The sequence below is a fragment of the Calyptranema fuscum S582 genome (genome assembly GCF_055793305.1).
This window is the reverse complement of the sequence record NZ_JBSLYH010000060.1, coordinates 1-19,833: the sequence shown is the minus strand read 5'-3', so window position 1 is coordinate 19,833 and position 19,833 is coordinate 1. Positions and strand designations below refer to the sequence as shown.

At 48.9% G+C, this 19,833-nt stretch carries 11 protein-coding genes; 7 read left to right on the top strand and 4 right to left on the bottom strand.

What is annotated here, in order from left to right; all coding sequences use genetic code 11:
- Positions 1–11: 11 nt before the first annotated feature.
- Positions 12–1,754 carry an ABC transporter ATP-binding protein gene (locus ACR6Z4_RS27835; protein WP_479720620.1) on the bottom strand — a complete coding sequence of 581 codons (1,743 nt, stop codon included), beginning with the start codon at positions 1,752–1,754 and terminating at the stop codon, positions 12–14.
- A gap of 1,187 nt (positions 1,755–2,941) precedes the next feature.
- Between ACR6Z4_RS27835 and ACR6Z4_RS27830 the strand changes: the two genes are divergently transcribed.
- From ACR6Z4_RS27830 to ACR6Z4_RS27820, 3 genes are all read left to right on the top strand, one after another.
- Positions 2,942–4,636 carry a hybrid sensor histidine kinase/response regulator gene (locus ACR6Z4_RS27830; RefSeq protein WP_479720603.1) on the top strand — a complete coding sequence of 565 codons (1,695 nt, stop codon included), beginning with the start codon at positions 2,942–2,944 and terminating at the stop codon, positions 4,634–4,636.
- Between the two features lie 5 nt (positions 4,637–4,641).
- Positions 4,642–7,947 (top strand): PAS domain-containing protein, encoded by a 3,306-nt coding sequence (locus ACR6Z4_RS27825; RefSeq protein ID WP_479720602.1) that lies wholly within the window; start codon positions 4,642–4,644, stop codon positions 7,945–7,947.
- A 238-nt stretch (positions 7,948–8,185) separates the two neighbouring features.
- Positions 8,186–9,316, top strand: a complete 1,131-nt coding sequence (locus ACR6Z4_RS27820) for a hybrid sensor histidine kinase/response regulator (protein WP_479720601.1) — start codon at positions 8,186–8,188, stop codon at positions 9,314–9,316.
- Positions 9,317–9,679: 363 nt separating this feature from the next.
- Here ACR6Z4_RS27820 and ACR6Z4_RS27815 read toward each other — a convergent pair whose 3' ends face one another.
- Complete coding sequence (locus ACR6Z4_RS27815; protein WP_479720600.1) at positions 9,680–10,927, bottom strand: DUF4912 domain-containing protein; 1,248 nt, start codon at positions 10,925–10,927, stop codon at positions 9,680–9,682.
- Positions 10,928–11,619: 692 nt separating this feature from the next.
- On the opposite strand from ACR6Z4_RS27815, the gene leuC reads away from it, so the two are divergent.
- Positions 11,620–13,023, top strand: coding sequence for a 3-isopropylmalate dehydratase large subunit (gene leuC / locus ACR6Z4_RS27810; RefSeq protein ID WP_479720599.1), 1,404 nt, complete (start codon positions 11,620–11,622; stop codon positions 13,021–13,023).
- 123 nt (positions 13,024–13,146) lie between these two features.
- On the opposite strand, the gene ACR6Z4_RS27805 is transcribed toward leuC, so the two are convergent.
- The gene (locus tag ACR6Z4_RS27805) at positions 13,147–13,962 is read right to left on the bottom strand and encodes a Uma2 family endonuclease (RefSeq protein WP_479720598.1); all 816 of its coding nucleotides are present in this window, start codon (positions 13,960–13,962) and stop codon (positions 13,147–13,149) included.
- 282 nt (positions 13,963–14,244) lie between these two features.
- Here ACR6Z4_RS27805 and leuD point away from each other — a divergent pair, with 282 nt between their 5' ends.
- Positions 14,245–14,847, top strand: a complete 603-nt coding sequence (gene leuD / locus ACR6Z4_RS27800) for a 3-isopropylmalate dehydratase small subunit (protein WP_479720597.1) — start codon at positions 14,245–14,247, stop codon at positions 14,845–14,847.
- Positions 14,848–15,024: 177 nt separating this feature from the next.
- The gene (locus tag ACR6Z4_RS27795; protein ID WP_479720596.1) at positions 15,025–16,875 is read left to right on the top strand and encodes a tetratricopeptide repeat protein; all 1,851 of its coding nucleotides are present in this window, start codon (positions 15,025–15,027) and stop codon (positions 16,873–16,875) included.
- Positions 16,876–17,093: 218 nt separating this feature from the next.
- On the opposite strand, the gene ACR6Z4_RS27790 is transcribed toward ACR6Z4_RS27795, so the two are convergent.
- Positions 17,094–17,459, bottom strand: a complete 366-nt coding sequence (locus tag ACR6Z4_RS27790; protein WP_479720595.1) for a CU044_2847 family protein — start codon at positions 17,457–17,459, stop codon at positions 17,094–17,096.
- Positions 17,460–17,532: 73 nt separating this feature from the next.
- Here ACR6Z4_RS27790 and ACR6Z4_RS27785 point away from each other — a divergent pair.
- Positions 17,533–19,833, top strand: a 2,301-nt coding sequence (locus ACR6Z4_RS27785) for an AAA-like domain-containing protein (protein ID WP_479720594.1), incomplete at its 3' end; no start/stop codon positions are given.

Here is a 19,833-nt window from a genome sequence, read left to right as displayed (position 1 = left end):
ACTGGAATCTTTCATGCAGGCACCCGTTGTTTCATTTGCGATTCTAAAATCACGCCATAGAGCGGACTGGTTTTCATCAATTCTTCGTGCGTTCCCTGAGCCACCAGGCGTCCCTTATCCACTAACAAAATTCGATCGGCATTTTTGACTGTACTAATGCGTTGAGCAATGACAAATGCTGTACACGTTTTTTGATGCATTAAATCATCCAGTGCCGCTTGAATTTGAGCCGCTGTTTTAGCGTCAATGGCAGATGTACTGTCATCTAAAATCAAGATGCTGTAGTCGGTGAGCAAGGTACGGGCGATCGCAATTCTTTGTTTTTGACCGCCCGATAGCCCCACTCCCCGTTCGCCTACCAATGTTTCATAGCCATCTGGCAGACTGACAATAAAGTCATGAATTTGCGCCATTTTTGCGACGTCAATCACCTTTTCTAAGGGCGCATCGGCTTTGGCGTAGGTAATATTTTCACGAATCGTGCCCGAGAACAAGGTGGTTTCTTGAAATACGATACCAATGTGCGATCGCAAACTACTCAGGGTAAAATCTCGCACATCCCGTCCATCAATCCGTATTGCACCGGACGTGACATCATAAAAACGGGGAATCAGATTCATGATCGTACTTTTTCCCGATCCGGTCATTCCCAAAATAGCAATCAGTTCTTTCGGACGAGTTTCAAACGAAATATGCTTGATTGCTTCAGTCGTAGCACCGGGATAGCGAAACGAAACATTTTCAAATGTAATTCTGCCGCCACAGGACTGGAACGGTAGAGCATTGGGGCGATCGCGAATTTCGATTTTCGTATCTACTACTTCATAAACCCGTTCAGCCGACGCCGCAGCCTGGGCGATCGCGGGAGCCGCAAACCCAATCAGCAAAATCGGTTGCAAAATTAACAACAAGTAAGAGTTAAACGCGACTAATTCACCAATCGAAAACCGCCCCCCAATGACGGCTGCACCACCATAACCCACAACCACCACCGTTACCAAATTGCTCAGCAAAAAGATAAACGGAAACGTATTGCGAATGGCCCGAATGGTTTGCATGTTGCTTCGCGTCAACACCTCATTTAAATCGGTATAGCGTTGGGTTTCGGCGGTTTCTCGAACAAACGCTTTGACCACCCGCACGCCAATCAAATTTTCTTGTAAAACTGCATTTAAATCTCCCAGTTGCTCTTGCACGCGACGAAATAATGCCCCATTTTGATTGAGAAATCGTGCCATCAACCAGCCTGCCATGGGCACAACCGTCAAAGTGATCAACGCCAATCGCCAGTTCATCAGCAACAAAATCACCGCAATACTCACCAGCGTCACCACGGCACTAATCACTTGCATCAGACTGGTGCTGAGAAAGGTGCGAATTTGCTCAATATCATTCGTGACACGGGTTAATAGCTGCGACGTTTGTGACTGATCGTGGTAGCTAAAACTAAGGTTTTGAATCTTGCTAAAAATCTTATTGCGCAAGTCATAGGCAACACCCTGGGATGCGGCCTCTGCCCAAAAACTCTGCCCAAAATTGCATAGCCCTCTGGCGATCGCAGCACCCACCATTGCCCCAGCACTATAAAGCACAACAGACAAATTTTGACGGGCAATTCCCTGGTCAATACCCCACCGAAACAATTGGGGTGTGACGGCATAGGCAGCGGTTAATAACAACGAACTCAATAAGGCACCCAACGCCAACCAACGATAGGCATTGAGACTTCCTAATACCCGCTGGAGCGATCGCATGGATGACGGTTCTGAAAGGTCTGAGGATGGCACCACTACACTCACTGATTAACGAGATGCTTACCTTCTGCCTTATAGCAAATTTAAGCAAATCCTGTACAGCAAGCCTGACTGACCCTCATTGGTCACGTTTACCGTGTCATTTCCTGAGTCAGGGTGTGGCATGTCCTAATAGAAGGCAGGCTACGGTAAAATCCTCTGGTTCTTACTCAGTTTGTGTTGTCCTGGGGCATGTTGCAAAACTCGCTGAGAGGGTTGTTTTTTCGTGCGCGAAGCGCACGAAAAACAACTTTTAAAGCGTCAGGGCGAAGCCTTTGCCCTACAGATACCGCTTAGGATCGTGGATTGAATAAAACCCGATTCTTTTTGAGAGAGCGGCGGCGGAGCCGCCGCTCTCTCAAAAAGAATTACAGGTTAATTAATCTGTGATCCTTAGCCACCCGGAGGTAGCCTCAGGTTAAGCAATTAGCAGAAATCTTAAGAAATTATAGATTTACCTTTTATACTGCCCTCTACCAACGTTAGAACAGAGGGAGTTGCATTAGAGAGGATGACCGTTTTCGCCCTCACTACCTGGCTTAGCGATCGCGCTGTTGCCTCAATCTCTTTACAAAACGGCTACGGTGTCGCCACAAGTGTTCTGGTTGGATTGTAAGTAGGGTTGATCCCCTCTATGCTTTAAAAATGGGAAGTCAGGCTCTGAAATCTCCCTTTTTCTAGCACTATAGACGGGGTCTCTCTACGGGTGACAGAGATCTTGTGGAACAGGCTTAATGCATCTATCTACTATGTCCGCTCCAGTTCTGACCCCTCTCACACGGAACTGAATTATCGTGCGATAATAACTCAAATTAAATTCTCATGATTAAATAACTAAACCGTATGATGATTGTGTTTGGATTAGGTATAGATGTTTTAGTTTGCGGGTTACACCTGAACCACCCATCTATTCACTAGTACAGCCGCAGAAATACAGCACCACCCCATCGGTGTTTATGCAACACATCCCAATCGATAGCAAGTTCAGGGTTTTAAGCAGACTTGATAGCAGTCAGCACATTACACTTGAAAGGGCAATTGATATGACAACTCCAAACTGGGTGCAGATTAACCCTGCCTCAATTTGATCTCACTCCTATATTCATTGCTTCACCAAGCAATAGTCGAGGTCAAACTTCACAACGCTAATGAATGATCATTTAACGACTGTTCCACACGCCAATATATTAATCGTTGACGACACACCAGACAATCTACGACTGTTATCGACCATGCTGACGCAGCAGGGGTACAGAGTTCGTAGTGCGATTAGTGGCCAGTTGGCGTTAAATGCAGTTCAGGCTGAGCGTCCAGACTTAATCTTGCTGGATATCAATATGCCTCAGATGAATGGGTATGAGGTTTGCCATCGGTTAAAAACGGATCCCAACACCAGTCAAATTCCTGTCATTTTTATCAGCGTCTTAGACGAAACTCTGGATAAAGTTCGGGCATTTGTAGTGGGTGGGGTTGATTACATTACCAAACCTTTCCAGATCGAAGAAGTTTTGGCAAGGGTGAATACCCAATTGTCATTAAGACATTTGCAAACCCAACTCAAAACCATTAACTCTAACTTCGAACACCAGATAGAAGTTCGTACAGCTGAGTTGCAAACGGCGTTTAGCCTGGAATCGACTCTCAAACGCATTACAGACAAGGTTCGGGAAAGTTTAGACGAAAGCCATATTTTGCATACGGCTGTACAAGAGTTGGCAATCTCGATGGGGTTAGATTGCTGTACGGCTGCTTTATACAATCTGGAGTATCGAACGTCTACGGTTTACTACGAATATTCGGGCAGCAATCCCTGTTTTCAGGGCATGGCAATTAATATGGCTAGCTGTCCGCAGGTGTATGACTGGTTGCTCAAGGGGTATCACGCTCAGTTTTGCCTGCTTCAGCTGAATCCTAAAGGCACGTATTCTTCGGTTTTAGCCTGCCCCATCCTGGCGGTTGACAACGATAAGGTATTGGGAGATCTGTGGTTGTTTGACTATCAGCCCGACCATACCTTTAGCGACCACGACATTCGTTTAATTCGGCAATTGGCACATCAGTGTGCGATCGCCCTCCATCAGGCGCGGTTGTTTCATGCGGCTCAGACGCAGGTCGATCATCTCGAAAAGCTCAACCAACTGAAAGATGATTTTCTCAGTAGCGTCTCTCACGAGCTACGCACCCCCATGTCTAACATCAAAATGGCAACGGAGATGTTAGAAATTACGTTAGAACCGCTGGGCATTTTGGAATCAGAAGATAGCCTGCCGAGCCGTTATTTTAGAATTTTGAAAGAAGAATGTCAGCGAGAAACTCACCTGATTAATGATTTACTCGATTTATCGCGGCTCAATGCAGGCAGTGAACCGTTGATATTGGCGACGCTGAGATTACAAGATTGGATTCCGCATATTGCAGAGGTGTTTGCCGAACGCACTCGCAACCAAGACCAGGTTTTGCAGGTCAACATTCCCGACTATCTGGCGAAACTGACCACAGATTTTTCCTGTTTAGAGCGAGTTCTGACTGAACTGCTCAATAATGCTTGTAAATATACCCCTGCCCACGAAGTCATCGCGATCGCCTCTGATCGTAGCGAAATGGGGGTGATGATTAGCATCAGCAATTCTGGAATCGAAATTCCAGACGATCAACTTGAGCAAGTCTTCGAGAAGTTTTACCGCATTCCCAGTCACGATTTTTGGAAGCATGGGGGCACCGGGTTAGGGTTGGCACTGGTAAAACGTAGAATCGAATTATTGCAAGGTAGCATCCGCGTTACCAGTGGCGATCGCTGGACACGATTTATCATCCAACTTCCCTGGAGTATCTCATCCCCGTAGATGCTATGAATCAAGCGCCACCTCCGCGACGCATCTTACTGATTGATTCTGATTCCGGCGATCGCGCCTTGACGAAACAAGCGCTTATCCAGGCGTTACCTCAGCTTCAGATGGGGGATATTGAAGAAATTGTAGATGCGGTTGGGCTGACTCAGGCACTGGCAGAGTCTCATGTTGATTTGGTGATTACCGAGGCGGGCTTGCCTGGGATCGGGGGCTTAGACCTGTTGCAGCAGATTAAAACATGCAACCCAAACTGCCCCGTGATTATGTATACCCAGTGCGATGATCTGGACTGGGCGATCGCCGCGATGAAAGCGGGGTTAGACGACTATGTCGTCAAGCGCTCAGCCAACCTATCTCGCCTCTGGCAAGCGATCGGGGAAACCTGGAATCGCCTATCTCACTCCAGTACCCAATCTTTATCAACCGAGGTGCCGCACGCGATCGCCCCAGATGCCATTGATCTGCATCAATCGGAGGCAAGGCTGCGAGAAAGCGAAGCTCAATTTCAGGAAATTGCCAAAACGGTCAGTCAGCTATTTTTTATTCAATCGGTGACAACTCGGCAATTTTTATATGTCAATCCTGCTTATGAAACCATTTGGGGTCGTTCTTGCGAAAGCCTCTATCAAAACCCCGATTCGTGGTTAGAGAGTGTGCATCCCAGCGATCGCCTCAACGTTTTTAACTCGCTGTCTCAACAATTTAACAGCCATCCGGTCACCCGCGAATACCGCATCCTGCGCCCGGATGGAGAAATCCGCTGGATTTTTGCTCAAGTGAAACCTGTGCACGATGACACCGGCGCACTAGTGCGTCTGGTGGGGTTTGCCACGGATATTACACAGCGTAAACAGTTAGAACATGCGCTACAAGCCTCTGAAGCGAAGCTCAATGACATTATCAATAGCTCCATTACGGCGATCGCCCGAATTCGAGCGCATTCAGACGACACCTGGACCTATGAGTTTTGTTCCAAAGGACATGAACAAGTATTCGGCTACACCACCGAAGAACTGATGGCAGACAAAACTTTATGGTCGTCTCAAGTGCTACCAGAAGACCTGGAAACTGTAGTCTTACCGACCTTTAAAGAGATTTTCTCGGCACAAGACACTGCCTACGAGTATCGATTTCGTCATAAAGATGGCAGACTGCGATGGATTGCGGCAACCCTTACGTCTCATCGCGATGAGAGTGAAGATGCCTGGATTGTCACTATCGTCAGTATCGACATTAGTAAACGTAAATTAGCAGAAGACGCCTTACGTAATAGCGAACGTCAGTTGTCTACGTTAATTAGTAATTTGCCGGGGTATGTGTATCGAGTGGCTAACGATCGCAACTACACCCCTGAATTTGTCAGTGAAGGCGTTACTTCGGTGTCTGGCTATCAATCCAAAGACTATTTGGTCGATCGCACGATTACCTGTGGTCAAGAAATCCATCCAGCCGATCGAGATGCTGTTTGGGACGCGGTGCAACAAGCCATAGAACGACAGCAACCCTATGAATGTGAATATCGCATTCTGACCAAAGCAGGTATCGAGAAATGGGTGTGGGAACGGGGCAGAGGCGTGTTTTTAGAAACCGGAGAACTGCTATGTCTGGAAGGATTTGTCACTGATATTACGGAACGTAAAACCGCAGAAGCATCGCTGCAACGGCTTAACCAGGAACTCGAACAGCGAGTTCAAGACCAAACCAATCAGTTGCGTCTCGCCTTGTCGGCTGCTCAGATGGGAACGTGGGAATGGGATCTAACCACAAATGTTGAAACCTGGTCGCCCGGAGCCTACCATATCCTGGGGTTTAAGACCGATCCCAGTGGCAGAGTGTTAGATGACCGTGGGGTCGAACTTAACTCCTATCCGACCCATGAATTGTTTAGACAGCAGTTGCATCCAGACGATCGCGCCATCCTACCCGAGATCCTGCAATACACCCTGCAACAGCGCTTGCCTTACGAAGCCGAATTTCGCGTGATTCACTCAGACGGCAGCATCCACTGGTGCTATTCACGCGGTTCGTATGCCCTCAATGAAGACGGAGAAGCCGTCAAGCTTATTGGCATTTGTATTGACATTAGCGATCGCAAAAAAGCAGAAGAATTGCTGCGGCAGCAAGCCAGACAAGAGCGTCTATTGCGATCGATTACCCAGGAAATTCGTCAGTCTTTGAATTTGACTGCCATTCTCAAAACAGCAGTGACCGAGGTGCGGAAAACGTTACAGACCGACCGGGTAGCCGTTTATCGCTTTAATTCAGATTGGAGTGGCAACTTCATAGCAGAGTCGGTGGGCAGGGGTTGGAAAAAACTGGTCGGTTCCAATGTCCATAAGGTTTGGGAAGATACCTATTTACAAGAAACCGAGGGGGGACGCTATCGCAATCATGAAACCTTTGCTGTCGCCGATATTTACACGGTTGGGCACCGTGACTGCCATATTGCCCTGCTAGAGCAGTTTCAAGCCAGAGCCTATGCGATCGCCCCTGTTTTTTCGGGAGATAGGCTGTGGGGTTTACTGGCGATTTATGAAAACGCATCTCCCCGACGATGGCACGATTGGGAAGTCGAACTGTTGCAACAAATTGGCAACCAGCTGGCGATCGCCATTCAACAATCTGTTTTATACGAACAACTTCAAACTGAATTGCAAGAGCGCCGACAAATTGAAGAGCAACTGCGCGCATCTTTAAAGGAAAAAGAAGTCTTATTACGAGAGGTTTACCATCGCGTTAAAAATAATATGCAACTGGTATCCAGCTTATTGCGTCTTCAGGCAGATAGTATCGAAGATCCGACGGTGTTAAAGTTATTGACTGAAAGCCAGCGTCGTGTCAAAACAATGGCATTGATTCATGAACGGCTTTACCGCTCCAACAACCTGGCTCGAATTAACTTTGCCACTTATATCCAGGCACTGGTCAATGATTTAGTTTGGTCGTATACATCTACCGATTCATTGATTTGCATGACCTTGAAGATCGCGGATCTGGAATTAGATCTAGATACAGCGGTTCCATGTGCTCTGTTAATCAATGAGCTGATCTCCAATGCGCTTAAATACGCGTTCCCCGATCAAAAAGGTGAAATCACCTTGCACTTTTGGCTGACAGATACCTCAGACTACTGCCTTATAGTGCAAGACAATGGGGTGGGTTTGCCAGCCGATATTAACCCGCAGCAGACAGATTCATTAGGGATGCAGCTGATCTACGGGTTGACAGAGCAGTTAGGCGGGGTCGTCGAAATCAACGCAAAATCCGGAACCGAGTTTAAAATTATGTTTAGAAAACGAGTATAGAATAATACGAGCTAAACTCCATTCCCAGTGTTTACACTTAGATTATGGGCGGGATCTGATCCCGTCTTCCCCGTAAGAATACTGCCTATGCTCCTATTCTTAGGATCGTGGATTAAATAATTCCTATGAGTCAAGTGCTCTGTAGGGGCGTACCGCTGTGCGCCCTTACCCAAGAATTACAGGTTAATTAATCTGTGATCCTTAGTATTATTTTCAAGGTATCGAGAGTAGGCATACAATGCTGCAAAGTCCGCTGAAACCGAATATCCTCATTGTTGAAGATGAATGGATTATCGCTCTAGATATCAAGCGCCATCTGAGCAAACTGGGCTATGGCTTAGCTGGCAACGCCAACTCTGCCGAAAAAGCGTTGCAGTTAGTGGCAGAAACCAAGCCAGATCTGGTGTTGATGGATATTTACTTACAAGGAGAAAAAAGCGGCATTGAAGCAGCCGATCAAATTCATCAACAGTTTGATGTTCCCGTCGTTTTTCTCACAGCCCATGCCGATGAAGCCACCTTAATGGAGGCGATCGCCGCTCACCCCTACGGTTACATTGCCAAACCCTTTGAAGAAAAGGATCTCAGTATTGCGATTCAGGTCGCACTGGCAAACCATCGAGCCGAACAGGCTGTTCAACAAGCGCTGGAAAAAGAAAAGCAACTCAACGAACTCAAATCCCAGTTTGTGTCCATTGTGTCCCATGAATTTCGTAATCCCCTCAGTTCTCTGCTAATCACCTTAGATCTGCTCGAAAAGCAGGAGTCATTTCCCCCGGACAAACGGCAAGCACAGTTACAACGTGCCAAAAGTGTTGTCCATGAGATGACCCAACTGATTCAGGATGTGTTGGTGGTCGGTGAAGTCGAGCGAGAACAGTTTCGGTGCCAACCTGCCCCCATTGATATTTGTTGGTTTTGTTCGGCACTTGTCGAAGATTTGCAAACCCATTATCAAGCGAGCGATCGGCTGAGTTTTACAGTTCACGGCTTAGCAGACCATACCCACCCTTTCTATAACCTTGACCCCAAACTATTGCATCACATCTTGAGCAATTTGCTAGAAAATGCGATGAAATATTCCTCAGAAGACAGTCCTGTGAAATTTGAACTGGAGTGTATGTCAGAGCAAGTCCAATTTCGCATTCAAGATCAAGGAATTGGGCTAACCAACCGAGATTTAGCCAAGTTGTTCACCCCGTTTCATCGGGGCATTAATGTTGGCAAAATTCCGGGGACAGGGTTAGGGTTATCCATTGTCAAAAAATGTGTTGATGCCCATCAAGGCAAGATTACTGTTGAAAGTGAAGTGGGTGTCGGTACTTTGTTTACCGTGACTCTCTATACCAACAGCGGTAACGCGGATTAATAGACCACAGGTCTGATGCCGGTTAGGATCGTGGATTAAATAAGATCGAATATTGAATCGTTTGCAGGGGCGAACAGCCGTTCGCCCGTACAACAAATCATCGGAGTTATTTATAGCCTTACGTGTTCAGGTTAGGACAAAGGGGGTGGGGGCTACGCCCCCACGCAGGGGTTTTACCCCTGCACCCCGTCCTAATGTAAGTGCGTAGCACTATAATTCCCATTCCTTAATGATGAATGACGTGAAACTTGCCCTCAACACCCGTAATCTATCCAGTCACGAAGCACTATAAAAACTAGGGGTCTTGGCAGTGCCAAGACCCCTAGTTGTCGTCATTGAATCAGCGGAGACAACGTTTAACGGTTAGTTCAACCATTCCAGAACGGCTTCATCCTTGGTATTGGTGTTGCGTCCTGGTGTTTCGCGGGTGAACTTCATGTGGATGTCGCGGGTTTGTTCTCCATCCGCAGCTACGGCAACGATGGGGAAGTCGATCAATCCATCCTGGAACGACATCTGGAAGCGGAATGTGCCATCTGGGTTAAGCTTAATCGGACGACCACCGATAGTAACCGTTGCATCTGGCTCCGTGGCACCGTACACAATCAGTTCGGCGTCCGCAATCAACCAGAATTTACGAGGACGGATCGGCGGTGCAGAGGCGGAGAAGCCAGCGCCCGACATCGTCATGCCGATGCCAGACATACCCATGCTAGACCACATGCCCATGCCAGAGGGGAAGACATACGAGCTGATCGCTTGTTCGTGCACCATTTGCATAGAACCGAACACCGATCCGGCAACATGCTGCATAGAACCGAAGATCGAGCCAGCTACCCGTTGTGCTTCATTAGACTGCGCCATGCCAAAGATTTCGTCGTAGATGGCATTGCTTTCGACCATGGCAGCCGCTTTCTTGCTGGGTGGAACCAATTCCATGAAGGTCTTACCCCGCAGATCTTCTTCCCACGAAACGTTGAGGAAGTGATCTTCAATCCAATCAGATGGATAGACGGGAGGAATTCGCACAGGTGCAGAGCGTGCCAGCAACAACCAACGACCATCAGCTGCTACATAGCCGATTTCGATCATGTAGTCGCGATCGCTAACCGGAATGGGCAAATACCATTCCCGCGAAATTTCATCGCACTCATATTGCTGCAAGTTGTGCGGTCTTTGATGATTGACATCCAGATCTGTAACATCATAGAAGCGCAATGCCAAGCGGATGCCACCTTGCCGACGCAAATCTTCTTTGTGTTCGTTAGGGATATCCCAGTAGGCGTATGCCCATTGTGGGTCACGAGGCATGAGAACAATTCGGCTTTCTCCATACCCTTCCGGGAGATCCGCCAGTCCTTCATCAACAGCGGCTAACAAACCACCCGTGCGATCGGTTTGACCGACATCAAACTTTGCTGCTTCCACTTCTTCTTGTGCCTCCAATGTATGAGATGGGGAGGGAGCGAACTGAGTGCCACGAATCTTTTGAATCTCGGCAACAAGCTGTTCTTTTCTCATGCGGCTATAACGAGAAACGCCGCACTCGCTAGCAACTCTACGGAGTTGCCGTAATGTTAATTCCTCCAGGGGTAGGCTATCGTTTGCCATGACTTTCAATCTCCGATATTTACGACATCAACGGAGTCATCTCGGACTGGTTGATTTTTTTGGAAATGAATAATGTGCTGTAGCCTATCGAGCACTGCGATGTTGTAAATTTAATCCGCGCCAATCACTTTAAGGTTTGTCTGTTCAACAAGATTGAGAGAGATCAACGGTCGAACACAATATCTTTGGGATCACGGGGATCAACTTTCTAAATAAATAGTGCCGGAAAACTTATTCAGGATCAAGGGGGTAAAAAAGCCGATCTGGGACGGTTTGACGATTTTCCGGGAAAATCGGGGATCGAAATGTCATGAAGTCATAACATTTGAGAAGCGCGGGATCATTCTCTGGGGATCGAGTTAAGTCAGGTGATCTTGATGGGCGATCGCCGAGTTTATATAGAAGACTGAACACGGTTCAAATACGGAGATCACCGTGTATAAAAAAAACGGATCTATAGCGGTGCGCAAGTTCGTTCAATACAGGAACGATGTTATGGAGTGCTCCGCGCCCCACAACACCGTACTGAATCAACCTGCACAGCACTATATTCAGAATGATTGGTCTGTCCCCGGTAAGACGTTTTGGATATTAATACATGTAGAAAAATATATTGGACATCCCTCATCGCCTCTTCTACTGTGTAATTTAGAAGAGTCACTCTGGGTCAAAAACACACCACGGTTGCAGCTATGAGCAAGGGTACATTGTTTGACAAGGTTTGGGATTTGCATACCGTTGAGACGTTGCCATCGGGGCAAACTCAGCTATTTATTGGTTTGCACTTAATTCACGAAGTCACCAGCCCACAGGCGTTTGCCATGCTACGTGACCGTGGCTTGAAGGTGCTATTTTCAGAACGGACGGTGGCAACGGTCGATCACATTGTCCCCACAGAGAATCAAGCACGTCCGTTTGCGGATGCTCTGGCAGAGGAGATGATGCAGGAGCTAGAAAAAAACTGCAAAGACAACCACATCCGCTTTTACAACATTGGGTCGGGCAGCCAAGGGATTGTGCATGTGATTGCCCCCGAACAGGGGCTGACTCAGCCTGGGATGACGATCGCCTGTGGGGATAGCCATACGTCTACTCATGGAGCATTTGGTGCGATCGCCTTTGGCATTGGCACAAGCCAGGTTCGCGATGTTTTAGCGTCTCAAACCTTAGCCCTATCTAAGCTAAATGTACGTAAGATTGAAGTCAACGGAACGCTAAATCCGGGTGTATATGCCAAGGATGTCGTTCTCCATATCATTCGTACCTTAGGTGTGAAGGGAGGCGTGGGTTACGCCTATGAGTTTGCCGGAACCACGTTTGAACAGATGAGCATGGAAGAACGCATGACCGTCTGTAATATGGCGATCGAAGGTGGTGCGCGCTGCGGATATGTTAACCCTGATGACGTTACCTTTGAATATTTGCAGGGTCGAGACTTTGCTCCCAACGCTGCCGATTGGGAAGCGGCTGTTGCCTGGTGGCGCAGTCTACGTAGTGATGCGGATGCTGAATATGATGATGTCGTGGTGTTTGATGCCGCTGATATTGCTCCTACGGTCACCTGGGGGATTACACCGGGGCAGGGCATTGCAATCAATCAGGTGGTGCCTGCGCCTGAAGCACTGCTTGAAGAAGATCGGCAAATCGCTGAAGAAGCCTATGTTTATATGGATCTGGCTCCCGGAAAACCAATTCAGGGCACCAAGATTGATGTTTGCTTCATCGGCAGTTGCACCAACGGTCGCATTAGCGACCTGCGTGAAGCCGCTAAAATTGCCCAGGGTCGGCATGTGGCAGCAGGGGTAAAAGCGTTTGTGGTGCCGGGTTCTGAGCGAGTCAAGCAGCAGGCAGAAGCCGAAGGTTTGCATGACATTTTTCGGGCAGCCGGGTTTGAATGGCGCGAACCGGGGTGTTCGATGTGTCTGGCGATGAATCCGGATAAGTTACAGGGGCGACAGATTAGTGCATCCTCTTCTAACCGCAACTTCAAAGGCAGACAGGGGTCTGCATCGGGGCGAACGTTGTTGATGAGTCCTGCGATGGTGGTTGCCGCCGCCGTAGCGGGTGAAGTTGCCGATGTGCGGGAGCTACTGTAGAAAGCCTGATGCGTTTGGTCTCTGAGGATGGGGGATTAAATAATTTCTATTAGTCAAGTTCTCCGTAGGGGCGCACAGCGGTGCGCCCTTACCCAAGAATTTCAGGTTGTTAAATCCATGATCCTAAGAGGGATCTTGTGGTCGGAGCAGCGATCGCAATCTTTCCAACTCCTGTTCTGCTGCCTCAGCCCGCTGGCGCTCGTGTTCAGCCCGTTGGCGTTCTTGCTCAGCTCGTTGGCGCTCTTGTTCAGCCCGTTGCCGCTCTTGCTCAGCTCGCTGGCGCTCTTGCTCTGCCTTCTCAAAGCTCCAGAGCAATAGGTTGCCCGACTCATCCCACCAGCGCAACCAATGGATCGTCCGCCCCAATCGCGTGCCGTGCCACACTCCTAAAAACAGATTCAGGTCGGCAATCCAAAAGCGTCCTTGTTGATCGGGCGATCGCAACACATACTGTCCATCTTGCCGTTGTCGAACTTCTAGCAGCAAGCTATGCGGATCAAAAATCACATAGGTGGGGACTTGAAGAATATGTTCGTAAAAATACAACTTGCCATAGGGATAAGAGGGGCGAACCGAATATTCTCCGGTATCCGTTTCCGAGAGAAACTCCATCACGACGGCAACGGCATCACCCTCCAGGGTAGGCGTATAACTGCGGCGAATGATTTCTTGAGAAATCGGGAAGACGCTTGGAATATAAAGCCAGTCGGGTGCTTTGACCACCGTTTTTTGGTTGACGGTGGCGACCAACCCAAAATTGGACGCAATCAACATATCAGGCTGAATCAAACCGGCTTCACCCAGGGCATCGGTCAGGGCTGCGGCAAGAAGGGGTTGCTGGATATTTTCCACGGGGTCATCTGGCAAAATGAAGTCGTCGGGGAGTTTTTCCCACGTCACCACAGGTTGCTGGGTGGGTCGGGGTGCTTGAAGAACCATGCGTTTCCCTCGCTAGCACGCCTAGTACAGCAAAACGAAAGTTTTTGTAAGGGGTGAAGGGGTTCCACCCCTTCTTGGGGGCTTCGCCCCCAACCCCCCATGTTGCAAAATTTGGTGTTTGCAACACTAGAGGATTTAGTCTCATGATAGTCGTTTCCATATATTTTCAGTGGTATTTCCAGAGTTGGTAGTTGTAAAAAAGTCATGATTTTTTGTGGCGCGGGCGTCGCCCGCGCCACAAAAAATTGTTCAGTGTTCATTGATGGTCAGGAGTCTTAAACGATGAGTCAAGTTCAAACCATATCGGGTCGTGGCATTCCGTTGGTCGGTGATGATATTGATACCGATCGCATTATTCCGGCACGATACCTTAAGTGCGTTACGTTCGACGGGTTGGGAACCCATGCGTTTGCTGACGATCGCAGTCAATTAAACGGAGAGCATGCCTTTGACCAACCCCACTATCAAGGGGCAACCCTTTTGGTAGTAAATCGGAACTTTGGTTGTGGATCATCACGGGAACATGCCCCCCAGGCGATCGCCAAATGGGGCATTCAAGCACTGGTGGGTGAAAGCTTTGCTGAAATCTTTTTTGGTAACTGCGTTGCCATGGGGATTCCCTGTGTCACTGCTGATGCTGCTACCGTTAAGCAATTGCAAACGGCGATCGCGACAGATCCGCAAGCCTCGGTCGAGATTAATCTGAACACGCTACAAGTGACCTGCGGCGATTTCACAGGTGCCATTTACATGGGTGAAGGCTCACGCAATATGTTTGTGTCTGGTACCTGGGATGCGTGCGGTCAACTCGTTGCCCAGGCAGAGCAAATCCGTGCCACGGCTGCCAAACTTCCCTATATTCAGTGGCAGACCGCAGCTAGTTGATTTAGTACGGTGTTGTGGGGCGCGGAGCGCCCCACAACACCGTTGCCATACTTAACGAACTTGCACAAACCCTAATCGGCGCAATTCCCTTTTTTAAGGAGGATTAAGGGGATCTTAAAGTTCGATACATTAGGATAGGGTGTATAGGGACACCCACACGCAAGAGAAGCGATAACTATGCGCGATCGCTGCCTGGAATTAATCGAACAAATCATTACGGCTACGCTCAAGGGCGAAATTCGTTCGAAAGAGCAGGTCTACCAACGGTTGGTGCAGGGCGTTAGCCCCGGTACGGGCGAAATTTTTGAACGCTGTCTGGCAGACCAGGTGAGTGCGGTTGAAACCCAACTTAAGACCGAAAAAGATGAGTTGAAACAGGCAAAGGCAACTCGTAGAAGTCGCGCACTGAAGACAATTCAGGGCGAATGGGAACGATGGCAAACTGAAAATCAGGGTCATGCGATCGTGGCAGAGGTCAAAGGGCAACTTCTCGCCGCTGCTGCCGACGCTCGTCTGCCAATTTTGATCCAGGCACTAGACCCCAATCGATCGCAAGTGCTGACCCGTGACCAGCTGCAACAGTTGGCGAAACAGCTGCAAGCCTCGACGACGGCTTCTGATGATGCCAATTCGGACATTCAACACATGGCAACGGGATTAGTGCGAGGGTTGCAATCATGGCAGCAATTAGAAGATCAATTGGTCAGTTGGATGTACGACCAAAGCCGCAGTTCCCTTGGCTTTGGGGCGTTGCCTGAAGATCGGGGTCCCTGGGCAAGTTGGGCAAAACAGGTGCAGAGTGCATTACCTAAGCAACTGTTTCAAAGCCTTGCTCGTTCGCAAGCGATCGCAGAAGGAGTGATTTCATCGGGTGTCGAACTGAGCGACTGGATTGAGCTAGCCATCATCTTGCAACGGGTACAGCAAGGATTGGTAGTCTGGTTTGACCGTCAGCCCTACGATCCCAAAGCCGGTCGTAAGCTCTCGATCGCCACCTTTTTAACCTTCTCTGCGATCTGGAGCCAGCTTTCCACTGCCTTTCGAGCCGTTGGCAAAACCACCTTTGCCGAAGGCTGTTTTCAGGTGATGCTGCAAGTATTGCGGACCTTTGCCCAACAACCCTACTTTCCGCTGTATGGTGGAATTTTTGCCTCGCTATCGGGTGAATATCTGCGCACCACCCTAGATTATCTCGATCAACCCCTGCGGCAAGCAGACAATACCCAGGAAAAAGCTCGGATTCTGACATTGTTAGGGTATTCTCAGCGAGCACTGGGGCAGTATGCACGGGCATTGGAATTTCATCAGCAAGCGCTAGAAATTGCCCGTGAAGCTGCTGATACAGTCTGCGAAATCGCCAATTTCAATCATCTCAGTCGCACCTATGTATCCCAAAAAGACTATGCAGAAGCGATTAACTATAGCCAGCGAGCATTAATTCTTGCTCGCCAAAAAGGCGATCGCCCAGGTGAAGCCAATGCTCTTGCCAGTCTGGGCTATAGCCAGGTGTTTCTGGCACAACAGCAAGAACAACTGGAACCCGATGTTTACGAACAAGCGATCGCATATTTGCAACAAGGATTGCAACTGTCAGAACGAACGGGCGATCGCCCCAGTGAAGCACTTTGTTACAACAGTTTGGGGATTGCTCAGGTAGTTTTAGGACGTTACCCTGCCGCGATTGAATCCCTTGAAAAGGGTCTACAGATTGCTCAAGCGATTGGTGATTTATTTCTACAGGGTATCAATCTGTCTTACCTGGCAGAAACGTATCGCAGTCTAGGACAAAACGTAACGGCAATCTATGCTGGAAGTCTGGGGATGTACCTATTACACCAGATCGATTCGCAAGAATGGCGACAACCAGCAGGAATGTTGGTTATCTTAGAAGGACAACTGGGTAAAGCCGAATTTCGTGAACTCTTGAGTCAATCGCGCAGTCAAATTATCAAACAAATTGGCGTTGATGGATATGATTATTTACCGCAATTGTTGGAGCTATATTGGAGTAACATTGGCGATCGCTAAACCATAGGTTCTAACCCATGCGTTGCTATTTGAGCTATGAAATCTGGTGTGGGTGCCGCGCTTCGTGCGGCACCCACACCAGATTTCAGCTTGGGTTAAGCGCGGGGGTGGGAGGAGCGCCTACGAAGGGAGCATTGCCCCCTGCACTCCCTGTACTTAATCAACTTGCACACTGCCATAAGTGATATTTTTGGAATAAAAATATACTCTACCCCCATCTAATTGATAGATGGTGGCTTGGCGGGAAACTTACACTTGACCTGAATCTTAAACGTTCCTTCAGCAGAGGCTTCGGTTAAAATTGGGAGTCCTGCTTTGCCTGCAATTTTGAGATTGAATTCTAGATTCATTTCTTCGATCTCTGCCAACCCAAAATTGGTAAAGGCTCCGATTGCATATTTGGCATAGCCGCGAATGGTGCGGTGTACCTTTTGCATATCAATCGTGGGGAGATTGAGATCACCCCGATAGACTGCTTCATCATCTTCAAGTACGGTACTGCGATCGCTATGGCTGGAGGGTTCGATGTAAAACTCGTATTCTTCCGTCCCATCTTTGACAACAATTCTTTCAATTTCTGACATGGGGTGGTTCTCTCTAAAAATTTTGCTACTTTGGTAAGAATATATCGTGCAGAGAGGCTTCACCCCCAGGAGCATGGCAAAGTACGCACTGGTGATCGGAATTAATCAATACAGCAGCTTCAGCAATCTCAAAAGTGCTGCCCAGGATGCTGAGGCAGTGGCGCAATTGCTGGAGCAGCATGACTATCAGGTGACACGTCTACCGAGGCAGTTGGGAGCGGAACAGCAGTGGGCGATCGCCCCTGATAAACCTCTGACAGTGGCAGACCTGAGCAAAGCGCTCAAAGAGTTTTTGCGCGATCGGGCAGCGCGGCAGGATGCCGTAATCTACTTTGCCGGACATGGGTTTCGGGTGACGAATCCGATTACGGATGAACAGAGCAGTTATCTGGCAACTTCTGATGCCCATCGGGATGGGCAAAATGCTCTGTCGATCGAGGATTTGAATACGCTGCTGAGCCGATCGGAATTGGGCAGTCTAGTGTTGTTGCTGGATTGTTGCTATGCCGGAGTGATGATCGAGCAACAGAGCCTGCTGCAAAGTACCCAAACTACTATCAATCAAAAGCGCAATTACTGTTTGATTGCTGCCTGTCGAGATTTTGAGCGTGCCAGAGAAAGCAAGGAACATGGCATTTTTACCGCAGCCGTGTTGCAGGGCTTGGCAGCAGAACGGGCAGTACAGGGACGGATTACCAGCAATGACCTGTTTGGCTATGTGTCGCAAGCCTTGGCACGCAGCGGTCAGGAGGTGATTCATGCAGCCATGGGTGGGGCGATCGCTCTGGTTCACTATCCTACGCCTGCTGTGCCTGATATAGAACCGTCGATTCAACCGTCCAGGGTGTTTATCAGCTATCGCAGTCAGCCGCCCGATCAAGTTTTGGCAGAGGAGTTTTATCAAACTCTTACCGTTGCGGGACATCAAGTGTTTATGGCAGCCGAGAGCATTCGCCTGGGCGATAATTGGTCGCAACGGATCGACCAAGAGCTGGAACGGTGCGACTACTTTTTGCTGTTGCTGTCGCCTCAATCTGCCGTGAGTGAAATGGTGACGGAAGAAGTTCGACGGGCGAAGGAATTGCGGGACTCACGGGATTCTAGAAAACCGGGTCTGTTACCAATTCGAGTCAACTTTCCGCTGAGTTCGCCATTGAACTATGATCTGCGCGGCTATCTCAACCGCATTCAGCAACGCGAGTGGCACTCCGCCGACGATACACCCCACATTATCCAGGAAGTATTGAGCATTCTGGCAGCAGGTCAACTGCCTACCTTACTGGATACCCCAATTGCAGTACAGCCTGAACCATTGCTCGATCATCCTGAAGCACCCCCGGTACCTGTAGCAGAACCCGAATTGCCCGGAGGACAGGTCGATCTAGCGTCGCTATATTACGTCGAGCGATCGCCGATTGAAGCCAATTGCTATGAAACCATCCTCAAACCGGGCGCTTTGATCCGGATTAAAGCGCCCCGGCAGATGGGTAAAACCTCATTGATGTCACGGGTGCTGAAATCTGCCGATGCCCATCACTATCTGACCGTGCCGCTGAGTTTTCAGTTAGCCGATGCTGCGATTTTTGCCGACTTAGATCAATTTTTGCGGTGGTTTTGTGCCAGCGTTGGGCGACGGTTGCGCTTGCCTAATAAGCTGACCGAGTACTGGGATGATATTTTTGGCAGCAAAGATAATTGCACCGCCTATTTTGAGGAATATCTCTTGCCGGGAATCAGCGCGCCACTGGTGTTGGGGCTGGATGAAGTCGATATGGTATTCGAGCATCGTAATATTGCTGCCGACTTTATGGGACTGCTGCGAGCGTGGCATGAATCGGCTAAAACCAACGACATCTGGAAGAAATTGCGGCTGATTGTGGTGCACTCGACGGAAGTTTACATCCCCATGAATATCAACCAGTCGCCGTTTAATGTTGGGTTGCCGATTGAGTTACCGGAGTTTACTGCTGAACAAGTGTTGGATTTGGCAACCCGGCATGGCTTGAATTGGAATCAAGAGCAGGTCAAGCGTTTGATGGATATGGTAGGTGGGCATCCCTATCTAGTGCGGGTGGCACTCTACCAAATTGCCCGACGCGAAACTGAGTTAGATGCCCTGTTGCACGTTGCCCCCACCGAAGCAGGGCCCTATGGCGATCATCTGCGTCGCCACCTGTGGAACCTGGAACAACGACCCGAGATGGCAGACGCTGCCAAACGGCTAATGATTTCTAGCCAACCCGTGCGATTAGAACCCGTTCAGGCATTTCAATTGCACAGTATGGGAATTGCTCAGTTGCAAGGCAATGAAGTGGTGCCCCGCTGCGACCTCTACCGCCGATATTTTGGCGATCGCCTGACGGTGCGGCATGGG

Excerpts from the sequence above, each read along its gene's own strand:
- leuC (WP_479720599.1), top strand. The coding sequence starts at position 11,620 with ATGAGCAAGGGTACATTGTTTGACAAGGTTTGGGATTTGCATACCGTT.
- ACR6Z4_RS27795 (WP_479720596.1), top strand. The coding sequence starts at position 15,025 with ATGCGCGATCGCTGCCTGGAATTAATCGAACAAATCATTACGGCTACG.
- leuD (WP_479720597.1), top strand. The coding sequence starts at position 14,245 with ATGAGTCAAGTTCAAACCATATCGGGTCGTGGCATTCCGTTGGTCGGT.
- ACR6Z4_RS27790 (WP_479720595.1), bottom strand. The coding sequence starts at position 17,459 with ATGTCAGAAATTGAAAGAATTGTTGTCAAAGATGGGACGGAAGAATAC.
- ACR6Z4_RS27815 (WP_479720600.1), bottom strand. The coding sequence starts at position 10,927 with ATGGCAAACGATAGCCTACCCCTGGAGGAATTAACATTACGGCAACTC.
- ACR6Z4_RS27825 (WP_479720602.1), top strand. The coding sequence starts at position 4,642 with ATGAATCAAGCGCCACCTCCGCGACGCATCTTACTGATTGATTCTGAT.
- ACR6Z4_RS27805 (WP_479720598.1), bottom strand. The coding sequence starts at position 13,962 with ATGGTTCTTCAAGCACCCCGACCCACCCAGCAACCTGTGGTGACGTGG.
- ACR6Z4_RS27830 (WP_479720603.1), top strand. The coding sequence starts at position 2,942 with ATGAATGATCATTTAACGACTGTTCCACACGCCAATATATTAATCGTT.
- ACR6Z4_RS27820 (WP_479720601.1), top strand. The coding sequence starts at position 8,186 with ATGCTGCAAAGTCCGCTGAAACCGAATATCCTCATTGTTGAAGATGAA.
- ACR6Z4_RS27835 (WP_479720620.1), bottom strand. The coding sequence starts at position 1,754 with ATGCGATCGCTCCAGCGGGTATTAGGAAGTCTCAATGCCTATCGTTGG.